Source organism: Paenibacillus sp. NPDC058898, assembly GCF_049316025.1.
Classification (GTDB): Bacteria; Bacillota; Bacilli; order Paenibacillales; family Paenibacillaceae; genus Paenibacillus_AQ.
Genome location: NZ_JBMOSM010000003.1, coordinates 311,289 through 328,749, shown reverse-complemented (window position 1 = coordinate 328,749; position 17,461 = coordinate 311,289). Strand labels below are relative to the sequence as shown.

Annotated in this window: 15 protein-coding genes; 11 read left to right on the top strand and 4 right to left on the bottom strand. The window is 48.8% G+C overall.

Features of this window, described 5'->3' with window-relative positions; all coding sequences use genetic code 11:
- The 5 genes from nagZ (at window position 1) to ACOZB4_RS09830 (ending at window position 5,659) form a co-directional block, all read left to right on the top strand.
- Window positions 1-1,320, top strand: coding sequence for a beta-N-acetylhexosaminidase (nagZ, locus tag ACOZB4_RS09850; protein ID WP_379404845.1), 1,320 nt, complete (start codon window positions 1-3; stop codon window positions 1,318-1,320).
- Between the two features lie 256 nt (window positions 1,321-1,576).
- On the top strand, window positions 1,577-2,527 hold the full coding sequence (gene rpoD / locus ACOZB4_RS09845) for an RNA polymerase sigma factor RpoD (RefSeq protein ID WP_076322045.1): 951 nt from the start codon (window positions 1,577-1,579) through the stop codon (window positions 2,525-2,527).
- A 202-nt stretch (window positions 2,528-2,729) separates the two neighbouring features.
- Window positions 2,730-3,752, top strand: a complete 1,023-nt coding sequence (locus ACOZB4_RS09840) for a UDP-N-acetylmuramate dehydrogenase (protein WP_379404417.1) — start codon at window positions 2,730-2,732, stop codon at window positions 3,750-3,752.
- 126 nt (window positions 3,753-3,878) lie between these two features.
- Window positions 3,879-4,808: a manganese-dependent inorganic pyrophosphatase gene (locus ACOZB4_RS09835; protein WP_379404415.1), complete on the top strand. Its 930-nt coding sequence runs from the start codon at window positions 3,879-3,881 to the stop codon at window positions 4,806-4,808.
- 335 nt (window positions 4,809-5,143) lie between these two features.
- Window positions 5,144-5,659: a hypothetical protein gene (locus ACOZB4_RS09830; protein ID WP_076322042.1), complete on the top strand. Its 516-nt coding sequence runs from the start codon at window positions 5,144-5,146 to the stop codon at window positions 5,657-5,659.
- Between the two features lie 118 nt (window positions 5,660-5,777).
- On the opposite strand, the gene ACOZB4_RS09825 is transcribed toward ACOZB4_RS09830, so the two are convergent.
- The gene (locus ACOZB4_RS09825; protein ID WP_379404413.1) at window positions 5,778-6,503 is read right to left on the bottom strand and encodes a hypothetical protein; all 726 of its coding nucleotides are present in this window, start codon (window positions 6,501-6,503) and stop codon (window positions 5,778-5,780) included.
- 278 nt (window positions 6,504-6,781) lie between these two features.
- On the opposite strand from ACOZB4_RS09825, the gene ACOZB4_RS09820 reads away from it, so the two are divergent.
- The 5 genes from ACOZB4_RS09820 to ACOZB4_RS09800 all read left to right on the top strand — a co-directional run bounded on the left by ACOZB4_RS09820 (window position 6,782) and on the right by ACOZB4_RS09800 (window position 12,489).
- The gene (locus ACOZB4_RS09820; RefSeq protein ID WP_379404411.1) at window positions 6,782-7,549 is read left to right on the top strand and encodes an amino acid ABC transporter substrate-binding protein; all 768 of its coding nucleotides are present in this window, start codon (window positions 6,782-6,784) and stop codon (window positions 7,547-7,549) included.
- Window positions 7,550-7,707: 158 nt separating this feature from the next.
- Window positions 7,708-8,367 (top strand): amino acid ABC transporter permease, encoded by a 660-nt coding sequence (locus ACOZB4_RS09815; protein WP_379404408.1) that lies wholly within the window; start codon window positions 7,708-7,710, stop codon window positions 8,365-8,367.
- A 15-nt stretch (window positions 8,368-8,382) separates the two neighbouring features.
- Window positions 8,383-9,129: an amino acid ABC transporter ATP-binding protein gene (locus tag ACOZB4_RS09810; protein WP_339290673.1), complete on the top strand. Its 747-nt coding sequence runs from the start codon at window positions 8,383-8,385 to the stop codon at window positions 9,127-9,129.
- A gap of 195 nt (window positions 9,130-9,324) precedes the next feature.
- Complete coding sequence (locus tag ACOZB4_RS09805) at window positions 9,325-10,818, top strand: alpha-N-arabinofuranosidase (RefSeq protein ID WP_379404406.1); 1,494 nt, start codon at window positions 9,325-9,327, stop codon at window positions 10,816-10,818.
- 429 nt (window positions 10,819-11,247) lie between these two features.
- Complete coding sequence (locus ACOZB4_RS09800) at window positions 11,248-12,489, top strand: MFS transporter (RefSeq protein WP_379404404.1); 1,242 nt, start codon at window positions 11,248-11,250, stop codon at window positions 12,487-12,489.
- Window positions 12,490-12,708: 219 nt separating this feature from the next.
- On the opposite strand, the gene ACOZB4_RS09795 is transcribed toward ACOZB4_RS09800, so the two are convergent.
- Complete coding sequence (locus ACOZB4_RS09795) at window positions 12,709-13,101, bottom strand: DoxX family protein (RefSeq protein ID WP_215153961.1); 393 nt, start codon at window positions 13,099-13,101, stop codon at window positions 12,709-12,711.
- Between the two features lie 136 nt (window positions 13,102-13,237).
- On the bottom strand, window positions 13,238-14,152 hold the full coding sequence (locus tag ACOZB4_RS09790; protein ID WP_379404401.1) for an AraC family transcriptional regulator: 915 nt from the start codon (window positions 14,150-14,152) through the stop codon (window positions 13,238-13,240).
- 191 nt (window positions 14,153-14,343) lie between these two features.
- Between ACOZB4_RS09790 and ACOZB4_RS09785 the strand changes: the two genes are divergently transcribed.
- Window positions 14,344-16,107: a glycoside hydrolase family 35 protein gene (locus ACOZB4_RS09785; protein WP_379404399.1), complete on the top strand. Its 1,764-nt coding sequence runs from the start codon at window positions 14,344-14,346 to the stop codon at window positions 16,105-16,107.
- A gap of 96 nt (window positions 16,108-16,203) precedes the next feature.
- On the opposite strand, the gene ACOZB4_RS09780 is transcribed toward ACOZB4_RS09785, so the two are convergent.
- Window positions 16,204-17,457: an MFS transporter gene (locus tag ACOZB4_RS09780; protein ID WP_076322031.1), complete on the bottom strand. Its 1,254-nt coding sequence runs from the start codon at window positions 17,455-17,457 to the stop codon at window positions 16,204-16,206.
- Window positions 17,458-17,461: the final 4 nt, after the last annotated feature.

Here is a 17,461-nt window from a genome sequence, read left to right as displayed (position 1 = left end):
ATGTGCTTAACGATGCTGGTTGTCATCTTGCTATTGGCTGTGGCAGGTTGTCGGGGCGAAGCCGAACCAAGCAACCCTGGGGACAACGGACCAGGAGCTTCGCCTTCGGAGCAAGTGCAGGAGCCGCAGACTCCTTCTCCAGATAATGAAGACGGGTCAACGTCTTCATCAGGCAGCACGGACAACGAAGGCGAGGACGGGAAATTGCCTGAGAACGAGCCTGAAGATGCGGTAGCTGAGCTTCTGAATAGCATGACCGTCAAGGAGAAGATCGGCCAGCTGGTGCTGGTTGGAATTGAAGGGACTGCCTTGGATGATACTTCGCGCAGATTGCTGGAGGATTACCATGTAGGCGGATTTATCCTTTTTAAGGATAATATCGATAGCGTACAGCAGTCAGTAGACCTATTGAATGAGCTGAAGAAGGCAAATGCTGTGAATCCTGTGCCGCTATGGCTGAGTATTGATGAGGAGGGTGGACGGGTTACCCGTTTTCCCGATGAATATGTGAAGCTGCCGTCAAGCGGCAAAATCGGAAGCAACGGGGATCTTGCACTGACCAATCGTGTTGGTGGTCTTATCGCGCAAAAGGTGTCGGGAGTCGGACTCAATATGGTTTTTGCCCCGGTGCTGGACATTAATAGCAACCCGAACAATCCGGTCATCGGCGATCGATCCTTTGGCAATACAGCAGAAACCGTAAGCACGCAGGGGATTGCCTCCATGAAGGGGATACAGGAGCATGGCGTCGTACCTGTAGTGAAGCATTTTCCAGGGCATGGCGATACTTCGGTCGATTCCCATCTCGGTCTGCCTGTTGTTGACCATGATCTAAAGCGTCTGCATGAAGTGGAGCTGGTACCTTTTCAACAAGCGATTGATGAAGGGGCCGATGTGGTCATGGTTGCGCATCTGCTGATGAAGGGCATTGATCCGGATACGCCATCTTCCTATTCGAAACCCGTCATTCACGATTTGTTAAGGGAAGAAATGGGGTTTAAGGGTGTCGTTATAACGGATGATATGACAATGGGGGCTATTTCCGGCAGCACGGACGTAGGGGAGGCTTCCGTGAAGTCCGTCGTCGCAGGGAGCAACATGATTCTGATCGGACATGAATATGCATTAGAAGAAGCGGTCATTCAAGCATTGACCAAGGCTGTTGATAGCGGCGTAATCCCGGAGGAGATGCTGAACGACCGGGTGAGGGCAACGCTTGAACTAAAGCACAAATATCAGCTGAGCGATGAGCCCGCGAAGGCTCCCGATGTGAAATCGTTGAATCAGCAAACGAAAGCTGTACTAGATCAGCTTAAATAAACGTAGCATATGTAGTGTAAGACGATGAACTTGTACTTGTTCGAAGAGGCAATGACTAGTTCCTTAAGGCAGATTTGGAGCATAAAAAAACCCGATCTCAGGGTGAGATCGGGTGAAATGAACTAGAATATATTAGAAGTTGATATAGTGTAAAAAATATGCTAGAATGAAGGATAAATAACTATTGGCTTAATGTCATAATAACCTAATGCTAGATTAGCATGAAAATATGGGATTGTCAACAGGGGGGCATAGAATGGAGAACCGTCAAAGTGCGGATTTTGCATTGGAACGAGAGGTTACGGATACAGAGAAAGCGGCTAATTCTCCGACAGAGGATTTTTCGGTTCATGACGATCTCTCACTTCCACCAGGCATCAAGATTAGCGATCCGGTTCGCATGTACCTGAAAGAAATCGGTCGGGTTCCCCTCCTTACAGCCGATGAAGAAGTGGAACTGTCCAAACGAATAGAGGAGGGAGACGAAGAAGCGAAACGCCGTTTGGCCGAAGCGAATCTTCGTCTCGTTGTAAGTATAGCAAGACGCTATGCTGGTCGGGGAATGCAGTTCCTTGATCTGATACAAGAAGGCAATATGGGCCTGATTAAAGCGGTGGAGAAGTTCGATTACTCCAAGGGCTTTAAGTTTAGTACGTATGCCACCTGGTGGATACGCCAGGCGATAACCCGCTCAATCGCTGACCAAGCAAGAACGATCCGGATTCCGGTGCATATGGTAGAGACGATTAATAAGCTCGTCCGTGTCTCCAGGCAGCTCCTTCAGGAGCTGGGGCGCGAACCGACACCAGAAGAAATCGGTAAAGAGATGGATATCACGCCGGAAAAAGTACGTGAGATCCAGAAGGTATCCCAAGAACCTGTGTCCCTGGAAACGCCGGTCGGCGAGGAGAGCGACTCCAACCTGGGTGATTTCATTGAGGATCAGGACGCATTGGCTCCGGCAGATGCCGCGGCGTTTGAGCTGCTGAAGGAACAGCTGGAGGAAGTGCTGGATACGCTCACCGAGCGTGAGGAGAATGTGCTCAGGCTGCGCTTTGGACTTGAGGATGGTCGGACCCGCACCCTGGAGGAAGTAGGGCAGGTGTTCGGCGTTACCCGTGAACGCATCAGGCAGATTGAGGCGAAGGCGCTTCGTAAATTGCGTCATCCGAGCCGCAGCAAACGTCTCAAGGATTTCCTTGAATAAATCCTGGGCACGCATAAAGAGATCATGAATGAATCCCTTGGTTACGGTCTAATGGCTGTAATCCAGGGATTTTTTGCTATTTAGCCAGGATTCCACTCCAGTTTGACACCACCCAAGTAGTTGGATCATAATGATGTAACATCCCCACATTTAGTAAGGAATGTTGTGCCTAATGTGAAGAATAGGGAGTGACATGTCTACGATGACTTTACATACATCTGCTATCGACCGATTGTGCAAGCGCAATGTGGAGCTGTCTGCTTTTTCTACGTATGGGATCGGCGGTTCAGCCAATTATCTGGCCATGCCTAAAACGGCAAATGACCTGGCGGATCTGCTGCAGGACTGCAGGAAACGCGGGATGCCATGGTACATCTTCGGGATGGGCTCCAATATCCTGTTCCCGGATGAACCGAACCATGATCTGGTGTTTATATCGCTCAAAAACCTGGTGGATCTTCGGGTGTCGGGAGATAAATGGTACGTTTCATCCGGCGCGCCCATGTCGCTACTGTCCTTGATGGGTTTAATGGGGGGGACGGATTTGCTCGACTTTACTTTTTTGCTGCCAGGCTGCGTAGGGGCCGGCATCTATATGAACGCCAAATATAATGCGCGCCAAATCTGCGATATTCTGGACACGGTTTATTATATCGATACAACGGATTCGAGCTTAAAGGTACAGTCCATTTCCGTGGCGGACTGTTTATTTGCATACAAGCAATCCATCTTCCAGCAGCACCCTTGGATCATAGTAGGCGCCGATCTCAATATTCCGGTCAGCTCGGAGGAGCAGATCAGCATGACGTCCGAACTGCTTACAGAATGGAAGACCCGCGGCAGCCATCCATCATCCTTGCCGTCCTTTTTCTCATTCTTCCTGGGCGAGGTGCACGCATTGGCAGGAAGAGGAATCGAGACGCCGCAGTCAATGCTTGACATCATCAAGTACCGGACGAGTAAACGCCATTTTGATTACCCGTCCTGCGGTTCCGTATTCAAAAATAATTATGATTATGGGGTAGCCGTCGGCTCGCTCGTGGATCAGCTGAATATGAAAGGAACCGAATATGGCGGCGCGATCATTTCTCCGCATCACGGCAACATGATTCTGAACCAGAAGCATGCCAAGGCAACCGACATTCTGTACTTGATGAATCTGATCTCGGAGTCGATTAACAACCATTTTGGATTCGTTCCGGAACCGGAAATTGTATTGGTATAAATACGACCTAAAAATAATCTCTGTAAAGGAATTGGAATAAGTAGAATTTAACGATATAATCAGATAGGTGATCATCTGTTTATCGATATAAACGATGAAATTTATGTTGCGAGAGGGGCATTATATATGGCAAAAACATTAATTTTTGGACACAAAAATCCGGATACGGACACGATCTGCTCTGCTGTTGCTTACGCTGATTTGAAGAACCAGCTTGGCCTTTCCGCCGAGCCCGTACGTCTTGGTGACGTTAACGGTGAAACTCAATATGCGCTCGATTACTTTAAGGTAGAAGCGCCGCGGTTCGTTGAGACGGTTGCGAATGAAGCCCAAGACGTTATTCTCGTGGATCATAACGAGCGTCAGCAAAGTGCAAGCGACATTGATCAGGTTCGCGTAATTGAGGTTATCGATCATCACCGTATCGCGAATTTTGAGACAAGTCACCCGTTATACTACCGTGCTGAGCCTGTTGGCTGCACAGCCACCATTCTGAACAAGATTTACAAGGAAAAAGGCGTAGCCGTTCGTAAAGAAATTGCTGGCCTGATGCTGTCCGCCATCATCTCGGACTCCTTGTTGTTCAAATCCCCAACCTGCACGGACGAAGATATCGCAGCAGCTCGCGAGCTGGCTGAGATCGCTGGCGTGGATGCAGACAGCTATGGGCTCGAGATGCTCAAGGCAGGCGCCGATCTGAGCGACAAAACCATCGCGCAATTGATCTCCCTGGATGCCAAGGAATTCCAAATGGGCGGAGCTAAAGTGGAAATCGCACAGGTTAACGCGGTTGATACCAATGATGTATTGTCCCGTCAAGCCGAACTCGAAGATGCGATTCAAGGGATTATCGCTGACAAAAACCTTGATCTGTTCGTCTTCGTCGTGACAGATATTCTGAACAACGATTCAATCGCTCTTGCACTCGGTAAAGAGTCCAAAGCTGTTGAGAAAGCATACAATGTGTCTCTGTCGGAGAACAAGGCTCTGCTTAAAGGCGTGGTTTCCCGCAAATCGCAGATCGTTCCTGTTCTGACTGAAGCATTCAATCAATAATATCTGAAAGAGTATTAACAAGCCTGACCATCGACTGAGGAATCAGTGGGGAGGGCTTGTTTTTTATTGTTGATTTCCCCCCCTATTCATCCATAATTACAATATAATTCAATATCGCCGTCTTTAAGCGCTTACGAAGATTGAAATATTGTAATGAATTTACATCGAATTGACATCCATTTTACCAAATGGGTCCGTATAATAAAGATATGAATGATAAAATACATATACGTTTCAAATATCCAGGAATTGGGTTAATGATGTTTAATGTACGCTAAGTCGGGTTCACGAGCTGAATCTATTTAATAGAAGGATGAAGAGGGAGCGATGAGAAGATGAAGAAGTCGGCTTGGAAATTGGGAGCAATGATGCTGCTTGTACTGATCATGATGACAACCGTTGGCGTAGCCTCAGGCAACAATTATGAGCCGGTTCCGAAAGCTTCGAATCAGGAAGCTGTCTACATCAACGGCCTTGAGATTAGAGACGGCAAGGTCTATCTGCAAGTAGATCCGATTGAATGGTATGAGGGAGAGGAAGCGAATCAGGTATTCCGCGAACGGGAACAGGACCCTGAGATGACGGAAGCTCTGGACGGCTATTATATCGTAAATGATACGGAAGAACAGATTGAACTTCCTGTGGCAGAAGATGCAGAAGTGCTGCTTCAGTTGTACGATCATACCGGACGGTATGAGGATGCCCAGATTTCCTGGAACCAATTGGTAAGTCTGGACAAATTCACGGACATCTACAAAAAGGATGATATCGTAGATATGAAATGGTTTCCATTTCATATCACCGTCGAAGATGGCGTCGTTGTGAAGATGATCCAACAATACGTGCCTTAAATGGATGATAAATAGAATAAACGGATGAAAATAAAGAGCCGCTCCATTGGTTATTCCTAACCGCTGGAGTGGCTCTTGTGCTGTCCAATGACAACAGGGTCAAGCGCAAGCGGGCACTTTACCGACTGTGTTTCATCGGCTTGAGTTTACCATTCACGACATCGCTGACGAACGGAGCAATTTTGGATTTGCGCTCCTCGTATTCTTCCTTCGTCAGTTTGCCTTCGGTCAACTTCTGATCCAGGCGCTTGGTAAGTGCTTGGACTTGTTGATCAATGACGGACTGGACGGGAACGCCTTGCTCCTTCGCGATCTGAGCCAATGATTTTCCGGATTGGAGCGACTGCTTGAGTGCTTCCGGCGTCGTCTTCAGAAGCTTGGCCAGCTCGGCGCTATCCGAGATTAATCGGCCATGACGATGATGCATCCGCTGCTTATGCCATCCGCCTTTGGCGTCAAGGAGCTTGTCTGCGGCAGCGGAGTAATCGATGGATTTACCCAGCTGCTTCGGATGCGAGGCGATTTTATCCTTCAACAGCTCAACGATCTTGGCTTTCATGGCATCTCTAGATATACCTTGTTCCTTGGCTATTTCCGCGAGTGTCGAGGTTTTGAGTTTATCCTGAAGAACTTGCGGTTCCAGCTTCAGAAATTGGCAGATTGCCTTGAACATATGACCGGGTTTATGTTGCCCGCGTTCGTCTTTGGTCGAAGGAACAGCCGGTGATTCTGTTTGCTGTCCAATCGGTTCCGCTGAGACCGAGACGGGAAGATAAGCGAGGCCCATGACTACAGCGATGGCGACAAGCACCAGCCGCTTCACTGACTTCAAGTGGGTTGTCATTGTTGTTTACCGCCTTTCTTGATGTTGGTCTTACAGTCCATCATTCTTTCCCGCTAAACTGAAATCATCCTTAAAGTAACCTTAAAATAGGATGAAAATACATAAATTTCTTGTCGAATGGAAAATTGGCCATTCTATGAAACTATCGACTCTTCTCTGCTAATATGGTATCATGGAGTCTTGATAACGTATTAAAGTGAAAAAGCAGTTTGCATATGAAACGGATTCCTATACATCCTGAATATGGCTGCGTTTATGTCTACGAGGGGGATTTTTTGGTGAAAAAGATAGCATCCGTATTAGCAGGCTTCATGCTTTTATTAACCATAGTCGGCTGTTCAAGCTCAGCAAGCGATGGCAATGAGCTGGTTGTCGGGATTGACGACAAGTTCGCGCCCATGGGTTTTCGTGACGAGAGCAATGAAATTGTCGGCTTTGATATCGATTATGCTCGTGCAGCCGCCGAGAAGATGGGCAAGGAAATCAAGTTTCAACCCATCGACTGGAAATCGAAGGAGTCCGAGCTTAGCAGCGGCCGTATTGATTTGATATGGAACGGCTATACCATTACTGATGAGCGCAAGGAGAAGGTGTTGTTCACTAAGCCTTATCTGGAGAATAGCCAGGTCGTCGCCGTGCTGGCTGATTCGGATATAACTTCGATCAGCGATTTGGCAGGCAAACAGGTCGGTTTGCAGTCGCTATCCTCAGCTGCTGATGCGCTAAGTGCCAACGAGATTCACACGCAAGTGAAGAAGATCAACGAATTTCCTGACAATATGCTGGCTCTGAGCGATCTGAAGAATGGACGCGTAGAGGCTGTGATCATAGACGAAGTCGTGATGAAATACTTCATGTCCAAGGAAGAGGGAACGTACAAGATTCTCGAGGAATCCCTGGCACCGGAGCAGTACGGCATTGGAGTTAAGAAAGGCAACGAGGAGCTGCTTCAAAGTCTGCAAAAAGCACTGGACGATATGAATGCCGATGGTACGGCAGCCAAGATTTCCGAGAAATGGTTTGGCGAAAACAAAGTGTTGAAGTAGGATGTTCCACAAGGATGGTTATTCATCCTTCCATAGGTATTCCAAGAAACCGGACTTTGACCAAAGGCTCCGGTTTTGTGTTCCCTGTTATGGGTCTACGATATCTTTGAAGAACTTCAAGCATCTCAAGAAGTTTTTCCATTAGGAGTTAAGAGTATATGAGTATGGATTACATCATTCAAATCGGCAAACCGATGCTGGAGGGCGCACAGACAACGATCCTGTTGTTTTTAATTGCCATCCTGGTCTCCATCCCGCTCGGGTTTGTGTTCACGTTAATGGTTCGAAGCTCAATCAAGCCGCTGGCTTGGTTGGCCAATGCCTATATTTATGTTTTTCGGGGTACGCCGCTGCTGCTGCAGCTGCTGTTCTTTTGCTTCGGTCTGCCGGTGCTGCCCGTGATCGGCGAGTATCTCGTTTTAGACCGTTTTGTAGCCGCAAGCTTGGCTTTTGTGCTAAACTATGCTGCTTATTTTGCGGAAATCTTCCGGGGAGGCCTTTTGGCGATTGATAAGGGTCAATATGAAGCGTCCAAGGTGCTGGGCCTAAACCGCTGGCAAACGACCACGAAAGTGATTCTGCCCCAAATGTTTCGCGTAGCCCTGCCGGCGGTATCCAACGAATCCATTACGCTGGTGAAAGATACGGCGCTGCTGTATGCAGTGGCGGTTCCGGAGCTGCTGCACTTCGCCTATACGGCGGTCAATCGTGATGTCACGATTATGCCGTTTTTCATCGCGGGTGTTATTTATCTACTGATGACGCTAGTGTTAACATGTGTTTTTAAGTTTCTGGAACGCCGATTTAAATATGAATAGAAGGACTGTCGTGTAATGGCAATTATCGAAGTAACCCATGTAAAAAAATCCTTCGGCCAGTTGGACGTGCTGAAGGACGTCAGCTTTGAGATACAGAAGAATGAAGTGATTGCCGTCATCGGACCTTCCGGCTCGGGTAAAAGCACCATGCTCCGGAGCCTGGTGCATCTGGAGGAGATCAATGGCGGATCGATCAAGCTGCAGGATCAATATCTCGTAAAGGATGGCGTGTATGTCAGCCCGCCGCAGATCAAAGCGATCACAGCCCGGATGGGTATGGTTTTCCAGCATTTCAACCTGTTTCCTCATCTCACGGTACAGGAGAATCTGGGGCTGGCACCTAAACATGTGAAGAAACAATCGAAGGAAGAAGTTAGGTTAAACAGCGCAGCGCTTCTGCAGAAGGTCGGATTATCTGATAAAGCGGATGTATATCCTGGAAATTTGTCGGGCGGGCAGAAGCAGCGAGTGGCCATTGCGAGAGCGCTGATGATGAATCCGGACATCATGCTGTTTGATGAACCGACATCGGCGCTGGATCCCGAGCTGACAGGCGAGGTGCTGGCGGTCATCAAGCAGCTGGCCGAGGAGCATATGACGATGGTGATCGTAACGCATGAGATGAGTTTTGCGAAAGAAGTGGCAGACCGAATTATCTTCATGGATAACGGACAGGTCGTCGAATCCGGCACGCCGGATCAAATATTTAACCAACCGAAGGCAGAGCGGACCCGGGAATTTTTAATTCGGGCGACGCGTTGAACAGTGACTGGCTCAGAGCCCGATCGCAAGATCGACCTTGGGCCGGTTTTTTTTGGGCGAAAAATAGGGCTATTTCGTGAAAGCGTTTAAATTACGGGTTGACGGAATCCAGTTTGGCCGATATCATTATTTTAAAGAATGTTAAACCATTTCATATAAACATCTACAAAAAAAGAGCGAGGAGCGGAAGAAGTCATGAGTCATGTTATTACCATTCATTCGGATGTATCCAAAGGTAAAATCAACCGCAATATTTATGGTCATTTCTCCGAGCATCTGGGCCGCTGCATTTATGAGGGCATATGGGTGGGTGAGGATTCACCGATTCCGAATACGGAGGGGATCCGCAATGATGTGCTGGAGGCGCTGAAACAGCTTAACATACCGGTGCTCCGCTGGCCCGGCGGTTGTTTTGCTGACGAGTACCACTGGAAGGACGGCGTCGGTCCGCGTGAGAATCGGAAGCAAATGGTCAATACGCACTGGGGCGGCGTTGTAGAGAACAACCATTTTGGCACGCACGAATTCCTGCGTCTTTGCGAGCTCTTGGGTTGCGAACCTTACATATCCGGCAATGTCGGCAGCGGTACCGTGCAGGAGATGTCGGAATGGGTTGAATACATAACCTTCGATGGCGTGTCGCCGATGGTTGCGTGGCGTCAGGAGAATGGCCGCGAGAAGCCTTGGAACGTGAAATATTTTGGCGTTGGGAACGAGAACTGGGGCTGCGGAGGCAATATGCGGCCAGAATATTATGCGGACCTGTACAGACGTTATCAGACTTATGTTCGCAACTATGGCGATAACAAGATCTACAAGATTGCCTGCGGCCCGAACGTCGATGATTACCGCTGGATGGAAACCGTGATGAGAGAAGCTCATCCGTTTATGGATGCCATCAGTCTTCACTATTACACGATTCCGGGCGAATTCTGGACCGGTAAAGGACCTGCTACCGGTTTCAGCGAACAGGAATGGTTCACCACGATGAAGAAGGCGCTTCATATGGATGAATTGATTACAAGACACTCGGCGATCATGGACCAGTATGATCCTAACAAGCGGATCGGCCTCATTGTAGACGAGTGGGGGACCTGGTTTGATGTAGAGCCTGGCACCAACCCGGGCTTCCTGTATCAGCAGAATACGATCCGTGATGCCTTGGTGGCGGGGTTAACGCTGAATATCTTCCACGAGCATAATGATCGGGTGGTCATGGCGAACATTGCTCAGGTTGTCAATGTCCTTCAGTCCGTCGTTTTGACCGAAGGCGAGAAGATGATCCTGACTCCGACCTATCATGTGTTTGATATGTATAAAGTGCATCAGGATGCAGAACGTTTGGCAACCAATTACAGCGGCGACGATTACGAGATGGACGGCGAGAAGATTCCGCAAGTATCCGTAACGGCCTCGAAGGATCAAGCTGGCAAAATCCATGTGAGCCTGTGTAATGTGAGCCACACGGAGCAAAGTGACGTGACGATTCAGCTTCGGGGATTAAACGGTGAGGTGTCTAAGATCGTAGGCCAGCAGCTTGCCTCCGATTCGCTGGACGCTCATAACACCTTTGAATCGCCGGAGACCCTGAGGCCAACAACATTCCATGCATTTGAACAGGAACGCGACATTCTGCGTGCGAAGCTTGCACCGATGTCCGTTACCGTTCTCGAGATCACGGCAGGATAAACGAAGGTGATGGCGGATAATCGCTGTAAAGGTTGTCATGACGATTACCAGGTTAACGATGAACAAATTACACGCGTCCTATCATCTCCCATGTTTGCGTCTGACCGGTGCGTGTCGGATGGTGAGTATGACGCCCGACTGCGTGCGTGCTTCTCTTGTCCAAAGCTGCAGGGGAACACGACGTGCACGCTGTGCGGCTGCATCGTACAGATCACTGCAAAGCTGAAAGACAAGCGATGCCCTTATCCGGGGCAAGACCGTTGGCCAGTTGCCAGTAGCGCTTCATAGCAAATTATAGTCAGGCCTGCTCTCATGGATGGATCGTGGGAGCAGGTTTTTTTAGTATGGGAGAACTTCCATTATCTTTACAGAAACTTTCAACCTATGTTATGACTATTAGAAAAAAGATCATCAGGATAGGGTGTGAACATGAAAAGAGGGGGCTTTCTATACTACTGGACCGCGCACTCGAGCATTTCGCTGGCAGGCGTTGTCTACATTATGGTACTGACTACCTTTATGTATCAAGAATCCGGATCGGCCTTTATTGCCGCGTTGTTCCCGCTGTTTAACGCAGTCGCACGGTTTGTCGCCGGTCTTACGGCTCCGCTTGTCATGGAGAAATTCGGCTTCTCCAAGCTTCTGGTAAGGCTTCAAGTCATGAAAGCTCTGTTGTTAACCGCATTGGTCATTGCATTTCCATACATATCATCTCAGGTTTCCATACTATGTATGTTTATCTTGTTCATTGCTTTTACCGAAGGATGGGGAAACCCGCTCATCCAGTCCATGGTTCCGAGACTAGTTGCACCTGACCGATTGGTTAAGGCCAACAGCTCACTATCCGTGACTAGCCAATCCTTGCAGATTGCAGGATATACCTTTACGGGCTTTCTAGTTGTACGGTTTGGACATATGCCGACTTTAATCATGAGCTGTGTACTCATCTGGGTATCCGTCTTTTCCCTTTGGATCGCAGCGCGCTCCATGAAGGCGAAGGAACCGGCTGCAGCTGGACGAGCGAAACCAAGCTGGGAAGTGATTCGTGAAGGCTGGTTCTACCTGTGGAGAAATCCTACATTAAGAATCGTCACGATGATGGATATGATTGAAGGGATTGCCGGAACCATCTGGGTAGGAGCGATCACGCTGGTGTATGTCAAGGAAGTGCTGCATCAAGGCGAAGCTTGGTGGGGATTCATTAACGCCAGTTATTATGTAGGCGCCATTGTGGGTGGGTTACTGATGCTGCTGCTGTCTTCCTTTATCCAGAAGAATCTGATTCCATGCATGGCCGTAGGTTCCGCGGTGTTCAGTTTGCTTACCCTATGGTATGGCCTGAACAGTATCCCGATCGTGGCTTTGATCCTGTGTATAGCAATGGGACCGGCCTACCAGCTGCGGGATGTGGCTCAGCAAACCGCGCTCCAATCCAGTGTAAATCAAGAGATGCTGCCGAAAATTTACGCTTCGCGTGATATCTTGCTATCCACGGTAACGAGTTTATCGATTGCCATAATTGGTCTAGTTGCGGATACACTCGGCATTCGCATGGTGTACATTGTAGGTTCAATCTGTATTGCGATATCCGCAGGGTTGTCGTTTACGCTCCTGAGATTGCAAAGGAATTCGGCTTTAGAGGCAGAAACGGGCGGCAGCAACTTTTCATAACATGTTATAAAAAGAGCCGTACCTGGATCAGGATCATGGGAGACTGATCGTCAGGTACGGCTTTTTTTAAGATATAGAAACTTCGAAGGATCTGCTGCCTGATATCGCAAGAAAAACTACCGCTAAACGCGGTCTGTCCTCTTTGAGAGTACGTCGATAGACGTTTTTCTTAAATGAGGTCGTCGCGCCTCGGATTAACGGCGAGCCTTTGCGTTTGCTTTAGGCTTTGTTCTTCTTGCTAAACAATGAATCAACTGACAGCAGGCTGCTGCCGCTAAGGGCAAGGTGGACAGCCATTGCGAGCAGCGCTATATCCAATTCATAGCCATTTAGGAAGCCCATGCCCAGCTTGGCCTGAAAAATAGCAACGACAAGCACGACGCCAAGAACAAGGGAGGCAATCCTTGTTCCCAAACCGATAATCAGTGCAATACCACCTACAATTTCGATAATGGCCACAACGGTTGCCATGAATGCGGGGATACCCAAACTTGCGAAAAAGCCCTCGATATTTCCGATGCCGCTCTGGAATTTATCCAAACCGTGAGCCAAAAAGATGACCCCCAGAATAACTCGAATAATAAATGTACCCGTAGAAGAATAACTACGCATGAATGGTAACAGCTCCTTGTTTTTGTTTTTAATTGTTATCAACTAACTTTTGTATAGCTGAAACTATAGATTGTATCATACTCAATTATGCTGTTAATTGTCAAGTAACTTACTAAAAATAATCAAATTCCACTATTTAGTGTCTGGGACGGTATTCGGTTGGCGACTGCCCAGTCCAGCGGCGGAATTGTCTTGAAAAATGGCTTGCTGAGCGAAAACCGAGTTTGTCTGCGATCGCCGTCATTGGCAGATGGGTCGTGACTAGCAGTTCCTTGGCTAGGGTGAGCTTTTGACGGCTGATATATTGTCTTGGCGATATTCCGTAAACCTGGCGAAACAGCTTGCTGCATTGGCTGCGGCTTAAATTAAGCTCTTTGGATACCGCTGCGACAGAGATCTCCTCTGTGAGTCCTGATGATAATTTTTCTTCAATGGCATGCGCGGCATCGGCAGCATGCAAGGAAGACGGTTTATGCGAGCCTGCTGCAGCCTGTGTCGACGAAGGCAGCTTGACTTCATCCTGCACCTTCAGAAGTGAAAGTACATCGTGGATGATGAGCAATGTATAGGACTGAAGCAGCAGCCTGTCTTCAAAGGTGAGATTGTACTCAGCTCTCGGGTTCTCCGGATGAAGCGAATGGGCTGCCGGCTGACTGCGCCGAACGATTCCCTCCAGCTCTTGAACGTATGCATTCAGATTGCTGTGCTCGCTTTCCTGCTGGCGAATGTGACGGTAAGGGGCGGCGGACAATAAACTCCTAATTTCCTGATCATCGAGATCAAAATGAACGTTGAAGTATCCATACGGCCCGCTCGCCAGATTGGAGGTTTGATGGGGCACTCCGGATTTGATCAGAAGCCATTCCCCTTGCCGCAGCGTAAAGGACTCCCGATGAATTTCCTGCAGGACCTCGCCTTCCAGACAGTACAGCAGCTCGAACAGATGATGATGATGCCTCGGATAACTCCATCCGGGTGGATGGGAATCAAAAAGGCATCCTGTTACTTGAAGGGTGTGAATCATATTAGGGAAGCGATAAGCGATATCCATATGGGTCGGCTCCTTTGGCATCGAAAATTCCAGTGATTATGCCATATATATTATCATAATAGGAGCTTGCGATTCTGAATATTCGGCACAAAAGGTATAAAGAATGATCCATTTGGAGATTGAGCAGCACGAGCTTTTGTTAGATGATGATAATAGAAAGCGAAATGATACGAGCAGGGAGGAAACAGGATATGAAAGCTCAATTGAAAGCGGTTAATCAACAGTTCGTGCTCGGGGATGAGCCGATCCAGATTCTGTCGGGTGCCGTACATTATTTTCGGATCGTACCGGAATATTGGGAAGACAGGCTGATGAAGCTGAAAAGCTGTGGGTTGAACACCGTGGAAAGCTATATTCCGTGGAATTTGCATGAACCTGAGGAAGGACAATTTACGTTTGATGGCATCGCCGACTTGGAGAGATTCGTCCAAATTGCCGGTGATGTCGGGCTGCATGTGATCCTTCGACCAAGCCCTTACATATGCGCAGAATGGGAATTTGGCGGGCTTCCGTCCTGGCTGCTGCAGTATCCGGATATCCACCTGCGGTGCATGGACCCGGTGTATCTGGAGAAGGTTGACCATTATTATGATGAACTGATTCCGCGGCTGGTTCCGTTATTAACCTCCAATGGAGGTCCGGTGATTGCCATGCAAATCGAGAACGAGTACGGGAGCTACGGTAATGATACGGCATATCTGGAGTATTTGAAGGATGGCTTGATCAAGCGGGGCGTAGATGTATTGCTGTTCACTTCGGATGGTCCCACCGACGGGATGCTGCAAGGGGGAACCGTTCCAGGCGTGCTTGCCACCGTCAATTTTGGTTCAAGAACCGAGGAAGCTTTTGCCAAACTGCGGGAATATCGCGCAGAAGACCCTCTGATGTGCATGGAATACTGGAATGGATGGTTTGATCATTGGTTGAAACCCCATCATACCCGGGACGCGGAAGATGCCGCCTCCGTGTTCAAGGAGATGCTGAGCTTGAATGCATCCGTGAACTTCTACATGTTTCATGGCGGAACGAATTTCGGATTTTATAACGGGGCGAATTTTCACGAGAAGTATGAGCCCACGATAACTAGCTACGATTATGATGCCCCTATCTCGGAGTGTGGGGATGTAACAGCTAAATACGAGGCCATTCGCAGCGCGATTGCGAAGCATCAGGGGAAAGAGCTCTCGGATTTCCCAAGTCTGCCTCAGTCCGTCAAGAAAAATAGCTATGGTTCGGTTCGCATGACGCATTATGCCGACTTGCTGGAGCACCTGTCAGTTCTATCCGATCCGGTGAAACGTACGACACCTGTTCCGATGGAACTGCTGGGTCAAAGTTATGGCTTCATCGTTTACGCAACGGATATCTCCGGACCTCGTCAAGGAGAATCGCTGTATCTGCAAGAGGTGCATGACCGGGCACAGGTATTCCTGGACGGTAAGTATCAGGGAACGGTTGAACGCTGGAATCCCCAAGCCCTGCAGATCGATGTTCCGGCAGCCGGGGCTCGGCTTGAGATCGTTGTCGAGAATATGGGGCGTATCAATTACGGCCCGAAGCTGAAGGACTATAAAGGGATCACTGAGGGAGTCCGGATGAACAACCAGTTCCTGTATGACTGGAGCATCTATCCTTTGCCGCTTGAGAATCCGAATGCGGCACCGTTTCAACCGCTTGCGGGTCCGCTTGAACAGCGGGATCGCCCTACCTTCTATCGGGGTGAATTCTCGGTGGATGACATTGGCGATACGTTTCTCCGCTTGGACGGATGGGGAAAAGGGGTCGTCTGGGTTAATGGATTTAACCTGGGGCGTTACTGGGAACAAGGACCACAAGCAGCACTTTATCTGCCTGGACCGCTGCTGAAGCAGGGGCGCAATGAGATCTTGGTGTTTGAGCTGCATCATACCGAAACAGCAAGCATCGAACTTGTTGATCAACCCGACTTGGGTTAATGAGGGTGTGGGTAGACAAACGTTATTAATGAATAAAAGGGAGCCCTCTCGTACTCATGAGAGGGCTCCCTTTAATGTTCAAAGAGAATTAAAGGATTAGACCAATTGCTTACGGACTTTTAAATAACGGTACAGAATGATGCCGAAGAGTGAGCATAGGATGGCACACAATCCGATGAAGCCATAGCCGGCCTGCAGCCCGCGCAGCAAACCGAGCTCTGTTCCGCTGCCGTACATTTGCTTGAATCCGTTCGTGATCGCTCCGATCGCGTAATTGCCGATAACGCTGCCGATTCCCATCATGGTGACGATGAACGTAATCGCAGTGTCGCTCTCGTTCGGATATCTTTTGGCAATTAGAGCCATGACCGTCGGATAAATCGGAGCAATTCCAATGCCGGCAGCCGCAAACAGGAAGGCATAGGATTCCCCGCCAAAGATTGCGACAAATGTACATACTCCGGTCAGCGCGGACAGGATGATGATGGACAGCGTGAAGCCGATCCGATCCGTTATCGGGCCAAGCAGCAGGCGTGCTGCCGAGAAGCAGAGGAAGAAGGCGGACAGCATCCCGGCTGCAGCCGTAGGTTCCCATTTGTACGATTTTTCAAGAAAGTTTACGAGCCAACCGCCAACGGCCATCTCCGATACGACACCGAAGGATAGAATCATGACAACAAGCCACAGCGCAGGATCTTTAACTAATAACTTGAGCGGAGTTCGTTCCGTTTCGGATAGATCGTCCCCGGGAAACTTACTCATGAGTGCCGGGATCATCGGCAGTACGGATAACATCAGCATGGCCAGATACATACCCCGCCAGTCCAGTGTGTAATTAAACACGCTTACGGTCATGAGGCCGGATGCAATCATTGGTGCCACGGTTGAGCTAATTCCGTAGAAGAAATGGGACAGGTTCATCATCGTGCCTGTGTTTCGCACAAAGATCCGGGCTGCCAATATGGCGAGGCCGATTTCCAGCATACCGTTTCCAATGTACATGAAGAAGTAGGACGCGGTAAACATTGGGTAGCTGTGCGACAGGAAGATGAATACACCCGAGAGAGCCATCGAACCGAAGGCAGCCATGCTGACCCACTTGATCCCGATCTTCCGGGTTAACAGCGCGGTGAAAGAGCAGGCAATCAAGTACCCGAGCGCGTTCAGCGATAGCAAGGTACCGATCTGCATTTCATCCAGGTTGAAGTCGAATTGAATTCTTGGAATGGCGGGTCCCTTTATATTTTCCGATATTCCGAAAATGATAAAGCCGAGAAAGATGGTTGCCAAATGAAGGGTGTAGTCTTTGCTGAATTTAGGTTTTGCTTTCGTTTGAAGGTCTGTATTCACGGTT